We start from the raw sequence: 18,085 nt of genomic DNA, 5'->3' as shown, positions 1-18,085 counted from the left end.
GAAATCCCTCGACCAGCTGTTGCCGATGATCGACTAAGGGCGACACCGGGCAGAAAACAGGGGGCGGGCCATCGCGGCCCGCCCTTCGCGTTTTCCGGGTGCTAATAAGCGTCCAGCATGGACTTGACCACGTCGGTCGGCAGGGCGGGGTGCAGCGCCAGCTTGCGGGTTCGCTTGCCCCGGCGCGGGATCAGCAGCGCGCAGCGCGTGGCGATGGCATGGGAATGCTTGGCCGAGCCGGTGACGATGGCCCCCGCCCGCCAACGCGAATGCGGGCCGAACCGCAGCACGCTTTCGATGGCGCCGGGGACATAGCCCTCGGTTTCGGCCGAATCGATCAGCGCTTCACTGATGACGGGGGGCAGGTACATGGGCACGGCTACTCGGAAACTTAAAATTGGATACATCCAATTTGTTAGTCCGAGCCGGCGCGGATTTGTATCTGCCCTTTTGAACAGGTGTGCCATACAAGTTCAGCGCGTATGGCGCACCCGGCTTTCGTGCCTTGGTCGTATCGCGCCTAGGGCGTGATCAGGATCGGCGTGCCGTCGCGCACCATGGCATAGATGTCCTCGACCTCCTCGTCGCGCACGGCGATGCAGCCGGCGGTCCAGTCCTGCATGCGCTGCGACAGGGCGCGGCCCTCGGGGCCCTGGCCGTGGATGAAGATGTCGCCGCCCGGCGCCTTGCCCTGCGCCAGCGCGAAGGCGGTGTCGTTCGGGTTCGGATAGGACACGCCGACCGACAGGTGATAGCGGCTGTCGGGGTTGCGGCGGTCGATGTAGTAAAGCCCCTCCGGGGTCTTGCCGTCGCCCTCGAACTGCTTGTGGCCGAGGGGTTCGTTGCCAAGCCCGATGCGATAGGCCTTGAGCACGCTATTGCCGCTGAGCAGCAGCATCTGCCGCGCGCCCTTGTTCACCACGACCTGGGTCACCGGCGGACCGGAATAGGTCTTGAACTTGCTGGGCCCGCAGGCGGCAAGCCCCAGCAAAAGCGCAATGGCGACGATACGGCCCAGCCAGCCCATGTGATGCCCCTCGATCGGTGTTTTGCGGCATTTTGCCTGTCCTGCGGGTGACGGGCAATCCGCCGGCGGTTCACGAAATCCTGATGCGGCTGCCCGTGCGGGTGGCAGAATTGCCAGAGCCGGCGCGCGCCTTGGGCTTTCGGCTTGCGGGAAATCCGGCTGCGGCTAAACATGCCGCCATGAACGACGAAGACGAACACCCGCTGCGCTATGCGCTGGTCAACGAGCTGCACGCCCGGCCCTCGCCGCGGCTCAAGGCGCCCTGCACGGCCGTCTTCCTGGCGGTGAAGGAGCCGCGCGACGCGGCGAACCGCGACCGCGCCCGCGACGTGGCGCATCTGGCCGAGCTTTGCGCCCGCCACGGCGCGCCCAGCCCCGACACCAGCGCCGGCCATTACACCGCGCAGCTGGGCCGGCATCAGCTGCGCTGGGAAAGCCATACCGAATTCGTGACCTATGCCGCCTTCGCGCCCGGCCTGCCGCCACGGCCTTTCGACCCTTCCGCCGGCGCCATCTTTCCCGAGGACTGGCAGCATCACGCCCCGGGCAAGCGCATCGCGGCGGTGATGATCCAGGTCGATTTCCTGCCCGAGGATCCGGCCGCCATCATGCCGCGGCTGCGCGAATGGTTCGCGGCCGACAGCCTAGCCTCGGTCTGGGTGCTGGAAGAGGCGGCGGTGGTCGCGGGCGATTTCCGCATCGATCCCGACGGCTGGATGCGCTTCGCGCTGTTCGTGAAGCCCGGGACGCAATCGGGCCGCATCGGCCGCATCGTGCAGCGGCTGACCGACCTGGAAACCTATCGCGCCATGTCCATGCTGGGCCTGGGCGGCGCGCGCCAGCTGACGCAGCAGCTCAATGCGCTGGACCCGCAGCTCAACGACATCCTGCAGGGCATGGCCGACGAGAGCCGGCCCGCCGACGCGGTGCTGCACGAGCTGCTGACGGTCTCGGCCCGGCTGGAGCGCACGGCGACGCAGCAGGCGTTCCGCTTTGGCGCCACCGCGGCTTACGAGGCGATCGTGATGGACCGCGTCGCCTCGCTGCGCGAGTCGCGCTTCATGGGCGGGCAGATGCTGACCGAATTCATGGCGCGACGCTATCATCCCGCCATGCGCACCGCGAAATCGGCCGAGAAACGGCTGGCGGCAATGGTCGACCGCAGCGAGCGCGCGGGCGAACTCTTGCGCACCCGGGTCGACGTGCAGCGCAGCGCCCAGAACCAGGAGCTGATGGAGCGCATGGACCGGCGCGCCGACCTGCAGCTGCGGCTGCAGCACACGGTCGAGGGCCTGTCGGTGGTGGCGATCAGCTATTACGCCGTGGGCCTTCTGGGCTATGCGCTATATCCGGTCGCCCATGCGCTGCATGTCGACAAGGCGGTGATGGTCGCGGCGCTGACGCCGCTGGTCGTCGCCGGCGTCTGGCTGGCCATGCGCCGCATCAAGGCCCGGCTGCATGCCGGCGGTCACTGATTTCACCACGAAGGAGCCCATCTTGAAAACCATCCTGCTGCTTGGCGCCATGCTGGCGCTGTCGGGTTGCAACGTGCCGCTGGTTCCGCTGGTCTGATGGCGGGGGCGTTGCAGATGTATGGGTTGGCGCATTGCTCGACCTGCCAGAAGGCGCAGGCCGAGCTTGAGGCTCAAGGCTGGCAGGTCGAATTTCGCGATGTCGCCAAGGCGCCACTGGACGAGGCCGAATGGCAGCGGATGATCGCCGATTTCGGCGAGAAGCTGGTCAACCGCGCCAGCCTGACCTGGCGCGGCATGTCCGAGGCGGAACGCGCCGGCACGCCCCTGCAGATGCTGTCGGCGAAACCCTCGCTGATGAAGCGGCCGGCGATTGTCGCGGGCGATCTGCACCTGCTCGGCTGGACCGCGAACGTCAAGCGCGCCTTGGGAGTCGCCGCCTAGGGGCACCCTTCACTGGAACGTCACGGCAGGATGGGTATTTGGGCAACGAAGAAAACCAAGGCCGCGCCCCGCCTTCTTTGTTTCTTAAATACCCAAATGCCGAGTCTGCGCTCAGGGCGCGGCGTCCGCCCTGTTGGTCGCCGCTTTCGGCAAAGCCATCCGGGCGGTGACGGCCGAGGTAAAGGCGTCGCCCGGATCCCGCCGCAGGACGGCTTGCCCGCCGCCTGCGCGCAGGCTGTCGACGGTGCGGCGGTAATCGCCCTCGTCCAGCGCGCCCGAGGGCGAGAGCAGCGGCCCGATGGCCTCGATCATCGCCGCTTGGCGGCGCAGCGCGCCTGCGTCGGGGTCCGGGCCCAGGATCAGCCCGGCGGCGGCTTCGGGATCGGCCACGGCCTCATGCCAGCCCTTCATGCTGGCGCGCAGGAAACGGGCCAGCCGGTCCTGTGCCTGCGGGTCGGACAGGGTGGCGGGCAGGGCATAGAGCCCGTCCTCCAGCGTCGCGGCGCCCTCGGTTGCCGGGTCCAGCACCACCAGCCCGTCGCCCGGCAGCGGGTCATAGGCCAGCGTGGTCGCGCAGGCGGCCTGGCGGTGGCGCAGCATCTCGACCGCCGCCGGCCATTGCCCCAGCAGCGCCACGCCCGAAAGACTGTCGTCGGGCTTCAGTCCCAGCCGGTTGAGCCAGGCCAGCAGCGGATAGTCCGCGCCGCGAAACGGGCTCGCGACGGTCTTGCCGCGCAGGTCGGCGGCAGTCGCGACGCCGCTGTCGCGGGTGCAGGTCAGCCGCAATGCCGGCTTGGCGAGGATCTGCGCGACATTCACCACCGGCAGGCCGTTTTCGCGCGCGACCAGCGCCATAGGCATCCATTCGACCGTCGCCTCGGCCGCGCCGCGCGCCAGCGACTCGAAGGGCGGCGCGTCATCGGCCGGCAGCAGCGTGACCTGAAGCCCCTCGGCCGCGTAATGCCCGCGCGCCTGCGCCAGCAGGAAGCCGGCCGATTCCGCCAGCGCCGGGCCGCGCAGCTGCACGGTCAGGGCGTCGGCCCGGGCGGCAAGCGGCGCGAGCAGGGCGATCAGCAGGGAAAGAACACGCAGTTTCATCGCCGGCCATGGTTAGACGGCCGGCCCGCGCCGCGCAAGCAAAGCCCGCCGCACGAAACCGCGAGGGTCAGTTGCGGGAATAGACGTCCTCGTAGCGCACGATGTCGTCCTCGCCCAGGTAGACGCCGGTCTGCACCTCGATCAGCACCATCGGCACCTTGCCGGGGTTCTCCATCCGGTGCACGGCGCCCAGCGGCACATAGATCGACTGGTTTTCCGTCACCAGCGTCACCGTCTCGTCCACCGTCACCCGGGCGGTGCCCGAAACGACGATCCAGTGCTCGGAACGGTGGAAATGCGATTGCAGCGACAGGGCCGCGCCGGGGTTCACGACGATGCGCTTGACCTGGAAGCGGTCGGCCAGGGCCAGGGTCTCGAACCAGCCCCAGGGACGGTGGTCGCGCAGGAAGCTTTCCGCCTGGCGCGCACCCTTGGATTTCAGCGCCGAGACCGCCTTCCTGACCTCTTGCGCGCGGTCCATGCCGGCGACCAGCACCGCGTCATTGGTGGCGACCACCATCACGTCCTGCAGGCCGATGCCCACGACCTCGATACCCTCGTCCTGCGAGCGCAGGAGCACGTTGTCGCAGTCGATGGCGGTCGAGCGGTCGTCGGTGACGGCACCGCGTTCGGCCGGGGCGGCGTCCTGCGTCTCGCGCCAGACCGCGTCCCAGCCGCCGAGGTCGGACCAATGGCCCGAGAAACGGACCACCGACAGGTTCGCGGCCTTTTCCAGCACGGCATAGTCGATCGACAGGTCGGGCAGCCGGTCCCAGGGCTCGGGCGCGAGGCGCAGGAAACCCAGATCCGGCCGCGCCTCGGTCAGCGCCGCCTGGACCGGGGCCAGGTATTCGGGGGCGTGGGCCTTGAAGGCCTCGATCATGGTCCGGGCCGAGAACAGGAAAATCCCCGCGTTCCACAGGAAATTGCCCTGCGCGATCATCCGGGCGGCATTCTCGGCATCGGGCTTTTCGACGAAGCGCTTCAGCGTGACCGGGCCTTCGCCGGCCGCCTCGGCCTCCATATAGCCATAGCCGGTCTCGGCGCGGGTCGGCGTGATGCCAAAGGTGACGATGCGGCCGGCCTGCGCGGCTGGCAGACCCAGGTCGACGGCGCGGCCGAAGGCCTCGGCATCCGGCACGACATGGTCCGAGGGCGCGACCAGCAGCACCGCCTCGGGATCGGTCTCGGCCGCCGTCAGCGCCGCGGCCAGGATCGCCGGCGCGGTGTTGCGGCCCGAGGGCTCGATCAGGATCGCTGCCGGCGCGATGCCGATCTGGTCCAGCTGCTCGGCCACGATGAAGCGGAAATCGGCGTTGGTCATCACCAGCGGCGCGGCGTAGCGGGCGCCCGACAGCCGGCGGGCCGAGGCCTGGAACAGGCTCTCCTCGCCGATCAGCGGGGCGAATTGCTTGGGAAAGCTCTTGCGCGACACCGGCCAGAGCCGCGTGCCCGAGCCTCCGGCCAGAAGAACGGGGGTAATCGTCATGAAATCAACTCCAAGGCGCAAGGCGGTCCCTCGCCGGATAGCATGGCCGCGGCCCGCCGGTAAACCTGACCTTTCAATAGCCCCGCATCGGGTCCACGCGGTAGAGCAGCGGCGCGCCCCGCATGGCGCGGCGCAGATTTTCGGCCGCGACGGCGGCGGCGCTTTCGGGCCGGGTCTCGGCCGAGACATGCGGCGTGACGGTGACGCCGGGATGGCGCCAGAACGGGTGATCCGGGGGCAGGGGCTCTTGCCGGAACACGTCGAGCACCGCATGGGCGATATGCCCCGAGTCGAGCGCCGCCAGCAGGGCCGTTTCGTCGATCAGCGTGCCGCGCCCGGCGTTGATGATCGCGGCGCCCGCCGGCAGCAGCGCCAGCCGTTCGGCGTCGAGCAGGTCGCGGGTCTGGGGCGTGTCGGGCAGCAGGCAGATCAGGATCTCGGCCCGGGCCAGCGCCCGGGGCAGGTCGGGTCCGGCCAGAACCTCGATCCCCGGCACGGCGCGGCCGGAATGCGACCAGCCGGTGACGCGGAAGCCAAGCCCGGCCAGCGCCGCCGCCGCGGCCCGGCCCAGCTCGCCCATGCCCAGCACCGTCACCTGCCGCGCGCTGGCCAGCGGCGGCGTCACGGCGTTGCGCCAGACGCCGTCCTGGGCATAGCGGTCCATGCCCAGATGCGCCCGCAGCGCCCAGCCGGTGCAATATTCCGCCATGCCCTGCGCCAGCCCCGGATCGACCATGCGGCACAGGGGCTGGGTCAGGGTCGGGTTGGTGACGATGCGCTCGACCCCGGCCCAGAGGCTTTGCACCACGCGGGCGCGGGTGAAGGGCGAAAAGTCCAGCGCCGCGCCGCCCTCGGGGTAGCCCGGGGCATAGATCAGCGCGTCGAAACCGCCCGGGTCGCCGTCGCGGCAAAGTGCCATCTCGGGGCAGGCGGCGCGCAGGGTGGGGGCCCAGGCGTCCCACAGCCGGGCGGGGGCGGCGAACAGCACCTTCATCCGCGGGGCCTGTGCACATGCGCCGATTGCAGGATGCCGAAACCCATCAGCAGGATCATCAGCGAGGTCCCCCCATAGCTGACCAGCGGCAGGGGCGAGCCTTTGGCGGGCAGCATCCCCATGACCGTGGCCATGTTGATCGAGAAATACAGAAAGAACGTCCCGGCGATGCCGATGGTCAACAGGCTGGCGAAACGGTCGCGGTTGGTCAGCGCCGAATGCAGGCAGAAGCCCAGGATCAGCACGTAAAGCGCCAGAAGCGAGCCGGCGCCGACAAAGCCGAATTCCTCGGCCAGCGAGGTGAAGATGAAGTCGGTGTGCTTTTCGGGCAGGAAGTTCAGCCGCGACTGCGTGCCCTGCATGAAGCCGCGCCCCGACCAGCCGCCCGATCCCAGCGCGATCTGCGCCTGGGCGATGTTGTAGCCCGCGCCCAAGGGGTCGGAGCTGGGATCGAGGAAAGTGTCGATGCGCTTGAACTGGTAGTCGTGCAAGAGCTGCCAGTCGGTGCCCCGGCTCTCCATCACCGCGGTGACGCTGGCGACGACGATGGCGATGACGGCGGCGAAATACCACAGGCTGACGCCGGCCGCGAACATCACGATGCCGCCCCCGGCGATCAGCATGATCGAGGTGCCGAGGTCGGGCTGCATCAGCACGAGGCCGGTCGGCAGCAGGATCAGCAGCACCGGGATCAGCACCCAGAACGGGCGCGAGACCTTTTCGACCGGCAGCCAGTCGTAATAGGCGGCCAGCGTCATCACGAAGGCGATCTTGGTCAGCTCGGAGGGCTGGATGCGGATCGGCCCCAGCACCAGCCAGCGTTGCGCGCCCATGCCGATGTCGCCCATGATCTCGACCAGCACCAGCAAGAGCACGCAGATCACATAGGAGATCACCGAGATCGAGCGCCAGAACCAGATCGGCACGAAGGCCAGGGCGAACATCAGCACCATGCCGGCGGCGAACCGCTCCATCTGCGGCATGGCCCAGCGGTCGATATCGCCGCCCGAAACCGAATAAAGCATGAGGAAGCCGATGCAACTAACGGCTGTCACAAGGAAAACCAGCGGCCAGTTCAGGTGCAGGATCTTGCGCCAGCCACTCGGCACCTGGGCGACGGGATAGTTCAGATAGCTCATCGCTCAGGCTTTCGCGCGTGTCTCGGCCGGGCGGGCAGAGGGGGCCAGGTTCATCTTGGACCAGATCTCCTGCACCTTGGCGCGGGTGCCGTCGTCGGGATAGGCGGAGATCGGCGGCAGGCCGCCGGCCAGCGCGTAAAGCAGGATGTCGCGGGCGATGGGGCCGGCGACCGCACCGCCGCCGCCGCCATGCTCGACCACCACCGAGACCGCATAGCGCGGCCTGTCGAAGGGTGCGAAGCAGACGAAAAGCGCGTGGTCGCGGCGATTCCAGGGCAGCTGGTCGTTCGAGATCACGCCGCGCGCGCGTTCGGCAGCGGTGATGTTGCGCACCTGGCTGGTGCCGGTCTTGCCGGCCATCTGCCATTCCGGCGCGATGATGCGGGCGCGGCGCGCGGTGCCGTGGCTGCTGTTCATCACCGCATCCATGCCGCCGCGCGCGGTGCGCAGGTGCAGCGGGTTGATGCCCAGCTCGGGCCATTCCGGCACCGGCTCGGGCACGCCGTCGATGGCCTTGACCAGCCGGGGCGAGACCGCGCGCCCGGTCGCCACCCGCGCCGTCATCACCGCCAGCTGCAGGGGCGAGGCCAGCACATAGCCCTGGCCGATCGAGGCGTTGATGGAATCGCCGACCTGCCATTCCTGGCCGTAGCGTTCCCGCTTCCAGGCGCGGTCGGGGGCGATGCCTTCGGTGATGGCCGACATCGGCAGGTCGTGCTTGACGCCGATGCCCAGCTTGCGCGCCATGGCGGCGATGCGGTCGATGCCGACGCGCTGCGCCAGCTCATAGTAGTAGACGTCGCAGGACCGCTCGAGGCTTTGCACCGCATCGACCATGCCGTGGCCGCCCCGGCTCCAGCAATGGAACTTGCGGCCGGCGACCTGCAGCGAGCCCGGGCAGAAGAAGCGCGAGCCGGGGTTGATGACGCCCGATTCCAGCCCGGCCAGCAGCGTGACCATCTTGAAGGTCGAGCCGGGCGGATAGGCGCCCTGCACGGTCTTGTCGGCCAGCGGCCGGTGGTCGTGGTTCATCAGCATCCGATAGTCCGGCCCCGAGATGCCGCGCACGAACTTGTTCGGATCGAACACCGGCGAGGAAGAGATCGCCAGGATATCGCCATTGGTCACGTCGATGACCACGGCCGCCGCGCTTTCCTCGCCCAGCCGCTGGGTGGCGAAATTTTGCAAGCCGGCGTCCAGCGTGGTCTGCACGGTGGCGCCCTGCTGGCCCTCTTGCCGCGACAGCTCGCGCATCTCGCGCCCGGCACTGTTGACCTCGACCCGGCGGGCGCCGGCCTTGCCGCGCAGCGCCTCTTCCAGCTTCGCCTCCATGCCGACCTTGCCCAGCTGGAACTCGGGCAGGCGCAGCACGGGGTCCGGGTTCTCGATCTTCGAAAGGTCGTAATCCGAGACCGGGCCGACATAGCCCAGCACATGCGAGAAATCGCCGCCGCGCGGATAGCTGCGCGACAGGCCCGATTCCGGGGTGACGCCGGGCAGGGCGGGGGCATTGAGCGCGATCGAGGAGAATTCGGACCAGCTGAGCCGGTCGGCGACCATGACCGGGGTGACGGCGCTGCGCTTGCGGATCTCTTCCAGGATCTCGGCGGCCTGGCGGTCGGTCATCGGGATGATGCGGCGCAGCCGGGCGATGACGGCGGACACGTCGCCCGCCTCTTCGCGGGTCAGGGTGACGCGGTAGTTCTGTTCGTTGCCGGCGATGATGGTGCCGTGGCGGTCGAGGATCAGCCCGCGCGCCGGCGGCAAGAGCCGGATCTTGATCGAGTTCCCGTCCGACAGCATGCGGTATTCGTCGGCATGCTCGATCTGCATCGAGCGCAGCTTCAGCCCCAGGACCGAGACGACGGCGGCCTGGATCACCCCCAGCATCAGCACGCGCCGGGTGATGGAACGGCTGCTTTCGACGATCTCGCGGTCGGATTTGCGCATCAGCGGGCCCTCGCGTCGCGGTCGGCGGTGCTGCGCGGCAGGCCCAGCCCCCAGGCGGCCAGCCCCGCGACCAGCGGATAGGCGGCGGTGGTGGCGATGAATTGCAGCATGGCCTGGCCCAGCGGCGGCGGGGACAGGAAGAAGGTCGTCAGCACAAAGCGATAGGCCAGCATCATCAGCGCCAGAAGCATGGTCACCCGCAGCCATTCAACCATGAATGGCAACTCGCGCCAACGGTGCTCGCGCTTTCGTGCGGCCTCGGTGCCCAGCACGGCGATGGCGGCGGCAAGGCCGATGGGACGCATGAGCAGGATGTCCTCGATCAGGTAGAGCGCGGCGATGGTCAGCACCGGCACCTGTTCGGGCCGGCGCAGCACCCAAAGCAGCGTCAGGCACAGCCCCAGGTCCGGGCCGGGCCAGACCACGCGGCCCGGCGCCAGCGGCAAAAGCCGCCAGAACAGGATCGCCAGGAACAGCGCCACGTAAAGCGCCTGTCCCAGGATTCGCCGGCGCCGGCCCGGATCAATCATTCGCAACCTCGGGCTCGGCCGCGGCGGGCGGGACTTCGGCATCGGCGCGCGCGGCATCAAGGTCCATGACCGGCGGCATCGGCGGGCCGATGAAATCGCTTGGCGGCGGCGGGATCAGCAGGCCGGTGTCGGGCAATTGCTCGGCCGGGTGGCTGCGCAGCACGCGCAGGAATTCGAGCCGGCCGTAATCGGCCGCCAGCCGCACCCGCATCCGGCCGTCGTTGGCCAGCGCCAGCTGCCCGACCAGCAGCCCGGCCGGGAACACACCGCCGTCGCCGGAACTGACCACGCGGTCTCCGGGGCGGATGTTTTCCGGGCTTTCGATGAAATCCAGCGCCGGCAGGGCCGTGTTGTCGCCGGTCAGCAGCGCATGCTGCCCCGAGGGCAGGATCGTCACCGGGATCCGGCTGGTCGGGTCGGTCAGCAGCATGACCCGGCTGGTGGTCTGCCCCAGGCCCGAGATGCGCCCGACCAGCCCCAGCCCGTCCATGGTCGCCCAACCGTCCAGGATGCCGTCGCGCGCGCCGACGTTCAGCAGCACCGACTGGCGAAAGGCCGTGCCGCTGTCGGTCATCACCACGCCCGAGACCGAGGTCAGCGCCGGGTCGATGCGCACGTTGTTCTGCGCCAGCAGCTTGGCGTTTTCCTGTTCCAGCTGCACCGCGGCCTCTTTCCAGGCCGACATCTTCTGCAGCTCGCGCCGCAGTTCCTGGTTCTGCTCGTAGAGCCGGGAATAGGACTGGAAGCCCGCAACCATGCGCGACAGCTTGGTCACCGGCACCATGGCCCAGTCGAAGCTGGGCACGAAACGGTCGATGAAGGCCGCCCGCATCCGCTCGGCCCGCGGGCTGTCGATCTGCCAGAACAGAAAGACCGCCAGCAGCAGCAGAACCAGCAGCGACACCAGGATGCGGCGGACCGGAGCCGCGTAGTCGGGGCCCTTGCGCGCCATGATCCGCGGGTCAGCTGTCGTAGTCGATGACGTGGCGCAGCTGCTTCTCGAACTCCAGCGCCTTGCCGGTGCCCAGGGCGACGCAGCTCATCGGCTGGTCGGCCAGGCTGATCGACAGGCCGGTCTGCTCGCGCAGCGCCAGGTCCAGCTCGCCCAGCATGGCGCCGCCGCCGGTCAGCATCACGCCGCGGTCGACGATGTCGGCGGCGAGGTCCGGGGGCGTCGCCTCCAGCGCCACCATCACCGCCTCGCAGATCTGCTGCACCGGCTCGGCCAGGGCCTCGGCGACCATGGCCTGGGTGATCTCCATCTCCTTGGGGATGCCGTTCAGCAGGTCGCGGCCGCGCACCATGATGGTGGCGCCGCGCCCGTCGTCGGGCATGCGGGCGGTGCCGATCTGGGTCTTGACCCGTTCGGCGGTGGAATCGCCGATCAGCAGGTTGTGGTTGCGGCGCAGATAGTTGATCAGCGCGTCGTCCATGCGGTCGCCGCCGATGCGGACGGAACGCGCATAGACCACGTCGCCCAGGGACAGCACCGCGACCTCGGTGGTGCCGCCGCCGATGTCCACGACCATGCTGCCGGTCGGCTCGGTGATCGGCATGCCGGCGCCGATGGCGGCGGCGATGGGCTCGGCGATCAGCCCGGCGCGGCGGGCGCCGGCGGACAGCACCGACTGCCGGATGGCGCGCTTTTCCACCGGGGTCGCGCCATGCGGCACGCAGACGATGACCTTGGGCTTCGAGAAGCTGGTGCGCTTGAACACCTTCTTGATGAAATGCTTGATCATCTCCTCGGCGCTGTCGAAGTCGGCGATCACGCCCTCGCGCATCGGCCGGATGGCCTCGATGCTGCCGGGCGTGCGGCCCAGCATCAGCTTGGCGTCCTCGCCCACGGCCAGGACCTGCTTCTTGCCGTCCTTGACGTGATAGGCCACGACCGAAGGCTCGTTCAGGATGATGCCCTTGCCCTTGACGTAGATCAGCGTGTTCGCGGTCCCGAGGTCGATTGCGATGTCGGTGGAAAACAACCCGCCAAAGGCCATGATGACTACCCCTTCTGCCGTCCCTGCCATGACGGCGGTTCGCCGTCGTTTGCCGACGGCCATTGCCCGATTGCCCCGATGAGTCGCCCCGCCGAAGGTGCGCGACATATAGGCCGAGCCCTGTCCGGGGAAAACCCGTAAATTTTTATGCGGCGCGGGCTTGGGCGGGCTTTCGCGGGCGTCCCGCGCTTGACCGCGCCGGCCCCGGTGCCTAGCCTGCCTCGGGCTCGGTTGGCGGGGAAAGGGCAGGGATTGCGGGACGATATCGTGGGGATCTGCCGGTTTTCCTTTCTTGGGAAATGCGACTGGGCCGAGACGACGGGCAAGGACGGCAATACCGCCGAGACCATGGCCCGGCGCCGCGCCATGCTTTACGCGCCCGAGCGCCTGGCCCGGCGCTTCGCCGCCTTCGAGCGGCTCTGCCTGCCCTCGATCCGGGCGCAGACCGATGCGGATTTCAGCTTCTGGCTGCTGACCTCGCCCGAACTGCCGGCCGAGTGGCTCGCCCGGCTGCGCGGGCTTTGCGCCGACCTGCCGCAGGTCCGGATCATCGTCTCGGACAGCCGCGACACCCAGGACGCGCTGCGCCAGCCGCTGTTGCAGGCGGCCGAGGCGGCGGGGCGACCGGTGATCCAGTTCCGCGTCGACGATGACGACGCCTTCTCGCGCCATCACGTCGCCCGGCTGCGCCGCCATGCCCGCCGCTTCGCCGACCTGCCGGCCTTCGCCATCAGCTATCCGCAGGGCCTGGTCTTCGGCAGCTACGAGGGCGAGCCGGTCAGCTTCTGGCGCGCGCACCAGCCCTTCATCGGCGCCGGCGCCGCGGTGCGGATGCGGGGACCGGGGCGCAGCATCTATGCCTTCAACCATTTCCAGCTGCCCAAGCACTTCCCGGGCCTGACCGACGTGCGCGGGCTCGGCTATGTGCAGACCCGCTGGGACGAGGGCGATTCGGTCGCGACTATCTGGGCCAAGTTCCCGAAATGGTTCCAGCCGCTGACGGCCGAGGCATTCCAGCGCGACCTGGCCGAGGATTTCCCCTTCCTGCAAGGGCTCGACCTGGGCTTCGTCGAAAGGAAAGGGGCGGCCTGACGCCGCCCCCGATCATCGTTTGCAGACGCCTTTTTAGTGCGAATACATGCTGACCTGCTTGGCATCGGCGCCTTCGCCGACCATCTCGCGCCGCACCTTCAGCCGGTTCAGCGCCCCGACATAGGCCTTGACGCTGGCCAGGATGGTGTCGGTATCGGCGGCCTGGCCGGTGACGACGCGACCCTCCTCCTCCAGCCGCACGCTGACGGTGGCCTGGGCATCGGTGCCTTCGGTCACGGCATGGACCTGGTACAGCTGCAGCCGGGCGCCATGCGGCCAGATCGCCTTGACCGCGTTGAAGCAGGCATCGACCGGGCCGTCGCCGGTGGCATGCACGGCTTTCTCCTCGCCGCCGACGCTCATGGTCAGGTCGGCCGATTGCCCATCGCTGCCGCAGACCACGCGCAGGTGCTTGACCTGCAGATAGTCGTCCTCGGTATTGGCGGCGCTGTCCTGCATCAGGGCGACCAGGTCGTCGTCGTAGATCTCCTTCTTGCGGTCGGCCAGGGCCTTGAAGCGCACGAAGACGTCCTTCAGTTGGTTGTCGCCGACGTCATAGCCCAGGTCGCGCAGCTTGGCGCGCAGCGCGGCGCGGCCCGAGTGCTTGCCCATGGCGATATTGGCCTCGTTCAACCCGATGTCAGCGGGGCGCATGATCTCGAAGGTCTCGACGTTCTTCAGCACGCCGTCCTGGTGGATGCCGGATTCGTGCAGGAAGGCGTTCTTGCCGACGATGGCCTTGTTCGGCTGCACGACAAAGCCCGAGGCCTGCGCCACCCGCCGCGACAGGCCCATGATCTTGGTGGTGTCGATGCCGGTGGTGAAGGGCATGATGTCGTGGCGCACCTTCAGCGCCATCACCACCTCCTCCAGCGCGGTATTGCCGGCCCGTTCGCCCAGCCCGTTGATGGTGCATTCGATCTGGCGGGCGCCTGCCTCGACCGCGGCCAGGCTGTTCGCCGTCGCCATGCCCAGGTCGTTGTGGCAATGGGTGGCAAAGATCACCTCGTCGGCGCCCGGTACCCGCTCCAGCAGCATGCGGATCAGCGCGGCGCTTTCGCGCGGCGCGGTATAGCCCACGGTGTCGGGGATATTGATGGTGGTGGCGCCGGCCTTGATGGCGATTTCCACCACGCGGCACAGATAGTCATGCTCGGTCCGCGTCGCGTCCATCGGCGACCATTGCACATTGTCGCACAGGTTGCGGGCATGGGTCACGGTCTCGTGGATGCGCTCGGCCATCTGGTCCATGTCCAGGTTCGGAATGGCGCGATGCAGCGGCGAGGTGCCGATGAAGGTGTGGATGCGCGGCCGCTTGGCGTGTTTCACCGCCTCCCAGCAGCGGTCGATGTCGGGGAACTGGGCGCGGGCCAGGCCGCAGATGGTGCTGTTCTGCGCGCGCCGCGCGATCTCGGACACGGCGGCGAAATCGCCCTCCGAGGCGATGGGGAAGCCCGCCTCGATCACATCCACGCCCATCTCGTCCAGCATCTGGGCGATGTCCAGCTTTTCCTGGTGGGTCATGGTGGCGCCGGGCGACTGCTCGCCGTCACGCAGGGTGGTGTCGAAGATCAGGACGTGATTCTTGTCGGTCATGGCTGTCGGTCTTTCTTACGCATGAATCGTTGCTCGTTCGTGAAACCGGGCACGAACCAGACTGAGCGGCGGCCCGGAAGACCCGCTCAGCGCAGCGTAAGAAGAAGCAGACCGCGGGATTGCATGCCAAAGGCCGCGCCGTCCTGCGCGTCCCCGATACCGGCAATGATCTGTCGCATCCGAGTCATGCCGGGACTATAAGCGCGCCGCCCCGCGCTTGAAAAGACCGAAAATTCCCCCGCGCCGCGCCGATACCGGGCTTCTTTGCTCCCCAAAATACCCATGCAACCGCGACACCGACGCCGGAGGTCCGCAATTTCACCGTTTCCCAAATACTCGAAAGGACGCTAGAGCGCCCGCCAGCCGATGTCGCGGCGATAGAATCCGCCGGGCCAGTCGATCGCATCCGCCAGGGCATAGGCCCGTTCATGCGCCTGGGCCAGCGTCGCACCGCGCCCGGTCGCCGCCAGCACCCGACCGCCCGTCGCAACCAGCGCGCCGTCCTGGCGCGCGGTGCCGGCATGAAACACCATGCGGCTCGAATCCTCGGGCAGGGCCTCCAGCCCGCGGATCTCGCTGCCCTTCTCATAGGCGCCGGGATAGCCTTTCGCCGCCAGCACCACGGTCAGGGCATGGTCTTCGGCCCAGGTGACGCTGGCATCGCGCAAGCGGCCCTCGGCGCAGGCCAGGATCAGGTCCAGCGCCTGCGCGCCCAGCCGCATCATCAGCACCTGGCATTCCGGGTCGCCGAAACGGACGTTGTATTCGACCAGCCGGGCGCGGCCGTCCTCGATCATCAGCCCGGCATAGAGCACGCCCTGGAACGGCGTGCCCCGCCGCGCCATCTCGGCCACGGTCGGGCGCACGATCTCGGCCATGACCGCGTCCTGGATCGCCTGGCTCAGCACCGGAGCCGGGGAATAGGCGCCCATGCCGCCGGTGTTCGGCCCGCTGTCGCCCTCGCCCACGCGCTTGTGGTCCTGCGCGGTGCCGATGGGCAGGCAGTCCGTGCCGTCGCAGAGGATGAAGAAGCTCGCCTCCTCGCCGGCCATGAATTCCTCGATCACCACCTCGGCCCCGGCCGCGCCGAAGGCACCGCCAAAGGCGTCGTCCACGGCGGCGATGGCCTCGGCTTCGGTCATGGCGACGGTGACGCCCTTGCCGGCGGCCAGCCCGTCGGCCTTGATGACGATCGGCGCGCCCTGCGCCCGCACATAATCCCGCGCCGGCCCGGCCGCGTCGAAGCGCGCCCAAGCGGCGGTCGGCGCGCCGCAGGCGTCGCAGACCGCTTTGGTGAAGCTTTTCGAGGCTTCCAGCATCGCCGCCGCCTTCGAGGGACCAAAGACCAGCAGCCCCGCCGCGCGCAGATCGTCCGCGACCCCGGCGGCCAGCGGGGCCTCGGGACCGACGATCACCAGGTCGATGGCATTCTCCTCGCAAAAGCCGATCACGGCGGCGCCGGACAGGATGTCCAGATCCGCCAGCCGGGCCAGGGGTTCCATCCCGGCATTGCCCGGGGCGACGAACAGCCGGTCGCATTTCGGATTTTGCCGCACTGCCCAGGCCAGCGCATGTTCGCGCCCGCCGCTGCCAAGGATCAGGATGTTCATGCGCGCCCCTTCCGCTGCCTGCCGCCTTCTAGGAAGCGCGGCCCCCCGGATCAAGCCTTGATCCCGCGGCCCGCCCGCGCCAGAACCAGAGCCATGGACCTGATCGACGACGCCGCCGCCAGCAATGCCCATGAGTTCACCGTTTCCGAGATCTCGGGGGCGATCAAGCGCACGCTCGAGGACCAGTTCGGCCGCGTCCGCGTGCGCGGCGAGATCGGCCGCGTCTCGCGCCCGTCCTCGGGGCACCTGTATTTCGATCTGAAGGACGAGCGCGCCTGCATCGCCGCCGTGACCTGGAAGGGCCAGGCCGCGCGCCTGTCCACCCGACCCGAGGAAGGCATCGAGGTCATCGCCACCGGCCGGCTGACCACCTTTCCCGGCCAGTCGAAATACCAGCTGATCGTCGACGAGATCGAGCCTGCGGGCGCCGGTGCGCTGATGATGATGCTGGAAAAGCGCCGCAAGGCGCTGGCGGCCGAGGGGCTCTTCGACGAATCGCGCAAGCGGCCGCTGCCCTATCTGCCGCGGGTGATCGGCGTCGTCACCTCGCCCTCGGGCGCGGTGATCCGCGACATCCTGCACCGGCTGCGCGACCGCTTCCCGACCCGGGTGCTGATCTGGCCGGTGGCGGTACAGGGCCAGGACTGTGCGCCGCAGGTCACGGCCGCCATTCGCGGCTTCAACGCGCTGGACCCGGCCGGCCCGATCCCGCGCCCGGACCTGCTGATCGTCGCCCGCGGCGGTGGCAGCCTCGAGGATCTCTGGGGCTTCAACGAGGAATTGGTGGTGCGCGCCGCCGCCGAAAGCGCCATTCCACTGATCTCGGCCGTCGGGCATGAAACCGACACCACGCTGATCGATTTCGCTTCGGACCGCCGGGCGCCGACGCCGACGGCGGCCGCCGAAATGGCGGTGCCGGTGCGCACCGAACTGGCCGCACGGCTGGGCGAATGCGGCACACGCATGATCCGCGCCGGCCAGCAGGCCCGCCAGCGCCACCGGCAGCGCCTGGCCGACCTGGGCCGTGCGCTCGGCCGGCCGCAGGCGCTGACCGACCCGGCCCGGCAGCGCTTCGACCTCTTTGCCGAGCGGCTGGAACCGGCGCTGAAGGGCTTCACCCGCCGCTGCCGCGACCGGTTGGCCGGGCTGCCGCTGTCGCTAGCGGCGCTGCGCGGCAACCTGCGCAACCGCCGGCAGAACCTTCAGACCCAAGAGAACCGCCTGGCCCCCGGGCTGTCCCGGCTCGCCCGCCGCAAGGCCGAGCGCCTGGCCGATCTCGGCCCGCGCCTGGACCGAGCCCGGGCACGGCTGCTCGCCGGATCGAGCCGCGACCGCGCCGAACTCGCGCGGCTCTCGGCGCGGCTGGCGGCAACGGCCGCCCGCATCGCGCCGCCACGCCGCGACAGCCTGGACCGCCTGGACCGCCTGCGCCAGACCCTGGGCTATACCGAGACGCTGAAACGTGGCTTCGCGGTGGTCCACGGCCCGGACCACCTGCTGACCAGCGCGACCGAGGCCGAGAAGGCGCCCGGGTTCGAGATCGAATTCCACGACGGCCGCATCGCCGCGCGTCCCGAAAGACCACCGGCCAAACCGGCCCGCAAGCCGCGGGATCCCAGGGGCCAGCAGTCCCTGTTCTGATTTCTC

17 protein-coding genes are annotated in these 18,085 nt (G+C 69.0%); 5 read left to right on the top strand and 12 right to left on the bottom strand.

Going from position 1 to position 18,085, the window contains the following annotated elements; genetic code table 11:
* Window positions 1–101: 101 nt before the first annotated feature.
* Window positions 102–371 (bottom strand): hypothetical protein, encoded by a 270-nt coding sequence (locus tag E3D03_RS03950; RefSeq protein ID WP_062560658.1) that lies wholly within the window; start codon window positions 369–371, stop codon window positions 102–104.
* A gap of 149 nt (window positions 372–520) precedes the next feature.
* Complete coding sequence (locus E3D03_RS03945; RefSeq protein WP_062560657.1) at window positions 521–1,027, bottom strand: murein L,D-transpeptidase family protein; 507 nt, start codon at window positions 1,025–1,027, stop codon at window positions 521–523.
* A gap of 179 nt (window positions 1,028–1,206) precedes the next feature.
* On the opposite strand from E3D03_RS03945, the gene E3D03_RS03940 reads away from it, so the two are divergent.
* From E3D03_RS03940 to E3D03_RS03930, 3 genes are read left to right on the top strand one after another with little or no spacing between them, the layout of a single operon-like run.
* Window positions 1,207–2,502 carry a DUF3422 family protein gene (locus E3D03_RS03940; RefSeq protein ID WP_263565900.1) on the top strand — a complete coding sequence of 432 codons (1,296 nt, stop codon included), beginning with the start codon at window positions 1,207–1,209 and terminating at the stop codon, window positions 2,500–2,502.
* Window positions 2,486–2,599, top strand: a complete 114-nt coding sequence (locus tag E3D03_RS03935; RefSeq protein WP_156429050.1) for a lipoprotein — start codon at window positions 2,486–2,488, stop codon at window positions 2,597–2,599. Before E3D03_RS03940 ends, E3D03_RS03935 begins: the two co-directional genes overlap by 17 nt.
* Before the next feature lie 17 nt (window positions 2,600–2,616).
* Window positions 2,617–2,943, top strand: coding sequence for an arsenate reductase family protein (locus tag E3D03_RS03930; RefSeq protein ID WP_263565899.1), 327 nt, complete (start codon window positions 2,617–2,619; stop codon window positions 2,941–2,943).
* Window positions 2,944–3,054: 111 nt separating this feature from the next.
* On the opposite strand, the gene E3D03_RS03925 is transcribed toward E3D03_RS03930, so the two are convergent.
* The 8 genes from E3D03_RS03925 to E3D03_RS03890 form a co-directional block, all read right to left on the bottom strand.
* The gene (locus tag E3D03_RS03925) at window positions 3,055–4,041 is read right to left on the bottom strand and encodes an ABC transporter substrate-binding protein (protein ID WP_263565898.1); all 987 of its coding nucleotides are present in this window, start codon (window positions 4,039–4,041) and stop codon (window positions 3,055–3,057) included.
* 67 nt (window positions 4,042–4,108) lie between these two features.
* Window positions 4,109–5,530 (bottom strand): mannose-1-phosphate guanylyltransferase/mannose-6-phosphate isomerase, encoded by a 1,422-nt coding sequence (locus E3D03_RS03920; protein WP_263565897.1) that lies wholly within the window; start codon window positions 5,528–5,530, stop codon window positions 4,109–4,111.
* Window positions 5,531–5,603: 73 nt separating this feature from the next.
* Window positions 5,604–6,524 carry a 2-hydroxyacid dehydrogenase gene (locus tag E3D03_RS03915; RefSeq protein WP_263565896.1) on the bottom strand — a complete coding sequence of 307 codons (921 nt, stop codon included), beginning with the start codon at window positions 6,522–6,524 and terminating at the stop codon, window positions 5,604–5,606.
* Complete coding sequence (gene rodA / locus E3D03_RS03910) at window positions 6,521–7,663, bottom strand: rod shape-determining protein RodA (protein WP_263565895.1); 1,143 nt, start codon at window positions 7,661–7,663, stop codon at window positions 6,521–6,523. Before rodA ends, E3D03_RS03915 begins: the two co-directional genes overlap by 4 nt.
* A gap of 3 nt (window positions 7,664–7,666) precedes the next feature.
* Window positions 7,667–9,613 (bottom strand): penicillin-binding protein 2, encoded by a 1,947-nt coding sequence (gene mrdA, locus E3D03_RS03905; protein ID WP_263565894.1) that lies wholly within the window; start codon window positions 9,611–9,613, stop codon window positions 7,667–7,669.
* On the bottom strand, window positions 9,613–10,143 hold the full coding sequence (locus E3D03_RS03900; RefSeq protein WP_062560651.1) for a hypothetical protein: 531 nt from the start codon (window positions 10,141–10,143) through the stop codon (window positions 9,613–9,615). Before E3D03_RS03900 ends, mrdA begins: the two co-directional genes overlap by 1 nt.
* A complete protein-coding gene (gene mreC, locus E3D03_RS03895; RefSeq protein WP_263565893.1) occupies window positions 10,136–11,095 on the bottom strand; it encodes a rod shape-determining protein MreC in 960 nt (319 codons plus the stop codon). The genes E3D03_RS03900 and mreC overlap by 8 nt, the downstream gene beginning before the upstream one ends.
* 10 nt (window positions 11,096–11,105) lie before the next feature.
* A complete protein-coding gene (locus E3D03_RS03890) occupies window positions 11,106–12,140 on the bottom strand; it encodes a rod shape-determining protein (protein ID WP_017997914.1) in 1,035 nt (344 codons plus the stop codon).
* Between the two features lie 252 nt (window positions 12,141–12,392).
* Between E3D03_RS03890 and E3D03_RS03885 the strand changes: the two genes are divergently transcribed.
* Complete coding sequence (locus tag E3D03_RS03885; protein ID WP_263565892.1) at window positions 12,393–13,232, top strand: putative rhamnosyl transferase; 840 nt, start codon at window positions 12,393–12,395, stop codon at window positions 13,230–13,232.
* A 33-nt stretch (window positions 13,233–13,265) separates the two neighbouring features.
* Here the strand turns inward: E3D03_RS03885 and E3D03_RS03880 are convergent, their stop codons facing one another.
* Window positions 13,266–14,828: a 2-isopropylmalate synthase gene (locus E3D03_RS03880; protein ID WP_263565891.1), complete on the bottom strand. Its 1,563-nt coding sequence runs from the start codon at window positions 14,826–14,828 to the stop codon at window positions 13,266–13,268.
* A 347-nt stretch (window positions 14,829–15,175) separates the two neighbouring features.
* Window positions 15,176–16,438 (bottom strand): phosphoribosylamine--glycine ligase, encoded by a 1,263-nt coding sequence (purD, locus tag E3D03_RS03875; RefSeq protein WP_263565890.1) that lies wholly within the window; start codon window positions 16,436–16,438, stop codon window positions 15,176–15,178.
* 93 nt (window positions 16,439–16,531) lie between these two features.
* Here purD and xseA point away from each other — a divergent pair, with 93 nt between their 5' ends.
* Window positions 16,532–18,079, top strand: coding sequence for an exodeoxyribonuclease VII large subunit (gene xseA, locus E3D03_RS03870; protein WP_263565889.1), 1,548 nt, complete (start codon window positions 16,532–16,534; stop codon window positions 18,077–18,079).
* The last annotated feature ends 6 nt before the right edge of the window (window positions 18,080–18,085 follow it).

It is taken from the genome of Paracoccus sp. DMF (genome assembly GCF_004407025.1).
Lineage (GTDB): Bacteria > Pseudomonadota > Alphaproteobacteria > Rhodobacterales > Rhodobacteraceae > Paracoccus > Paracoccus aminovorans_B.
Note: the sequence above shows the minus strand (reverse complement) of the source record. Positions and strands in the feature narration are given on the sequence as shown.

Excerpts from the sequence above, each read along its gene's own strand:
- E3D03_RS03950 (WP_062560658.1), bottom strand. The coding sequence starts at position 371 with ATGTACCTGCCCCCCGTCATCAGTGAAGCGCTGATCGATTCGGCCGAA.
- E3D03_RS03945 (WP_062560657.1), bottom strand. The coding sequence starts at position 1,027 with ATGGGCTGGCTGGGCCGTATCGTCGCCATTGCGCTTTTGCTGGGGCTT.
- E3D03_RS03940 (WP_263565900.1), top strand. The coding sequence starts at position 1,207 with ATGAACGACGAAGACGAACACCCGCTGCGCTATGCGCTGGTCAACGAG.
- E3D03_RS03935 (WP_156429050.1), top strand. The coding sequence starts at position 2,486 with ATGCCGGCGGTCACTGATTTCACCACGAAGGAGCCCATCTTGAAAACC.
- E3D03_RS03930 (WP_263565899.1), top strand. The coding sequence starts at position 2,617 with ATGTATGGGTTGGCGCATTGCTCGACCTGCCAGAAGGCGCAGGCCGAG.
- E3D03_RS03925 (WP_263565898.1), bottom strand. The coding sequence starts at position 4,041 with ATGAAACTGCGTGTTCTTTCCCTGCTGATCGCCCTGCTCGCGCCGCTT.
- E3D03_RS03920 (WP_263565897.1), bottom strand. The coding sequence starts at position 5,530 with ATGACGATTACCCCCGTTCTTCTGGCCGGAGGCTCGGGCACGCGGCTC.
- E3D03_RS03915 (WP_263565896.1), bottom strand. The coding sequence starts at position 6,524 with ATGAAGGTGCTGTTCGCCGCCCCCGCCCGGCTGTGGGACGCCTGGGCC.
- rodA (WP_263565895.1), bottom strand. The coding sequence starts at position 7,663 with ATGAGCTATCTGAACTATCCCGTCGCCCAGGTGCCGAGTGGCTGGCGC.
- mrdA (WP_263565894.1), bottom strand. The coding sequence starts at position 9,613 with ATGCGCAAATCCGACCGCGAGATCGTCGAAAGCAGCCGTTCCATCACC.
- E3D03_RS03900 (WP_062560651.1), bottom strand. The coding sequence starts at position 10,143 with ATGATTGATCCGGGCCGGCGCCGGCGAATCCTGGGACAGGCGCTTTAC.
- mreC (WP_263565893.1), bottom strand. The coding sequence starts at position 11,095 with ATGGCGCGCAAGGGCCCCGACTACGCGGCTCCGGTCCGCCGCATCCTG.
- E3D03_RS03890 (WP_017997914.1), bottom strand. The coding sequence starts at position 12,140 with ATGGCCTTTGGCGGGTTGTTTTCCACCGACATCGCAATCGACCTCGGG.
- E3D03_RS03880 (WP_263565891.1), bottom strand. The coding sequence starts at position 14,828 with ATGACCGACAAGAATCACGTCCTGATCTTCGACACCACCCTGCGTGAC.
- purD (WP_263565890.1), bottom strand. The coding sequence starts at position 16,438 with ATGAACATCCTGATCCTTGGCAGCGGCGGGCGCGAACATGCGCTGGCC.
- xseA (WP_263565889.1), top strand. The coding sequence starts at position 16,532 with ATGGACCTGATCGACGACGCCGCCGCCAGCAATGCCCATGAGTTCACC.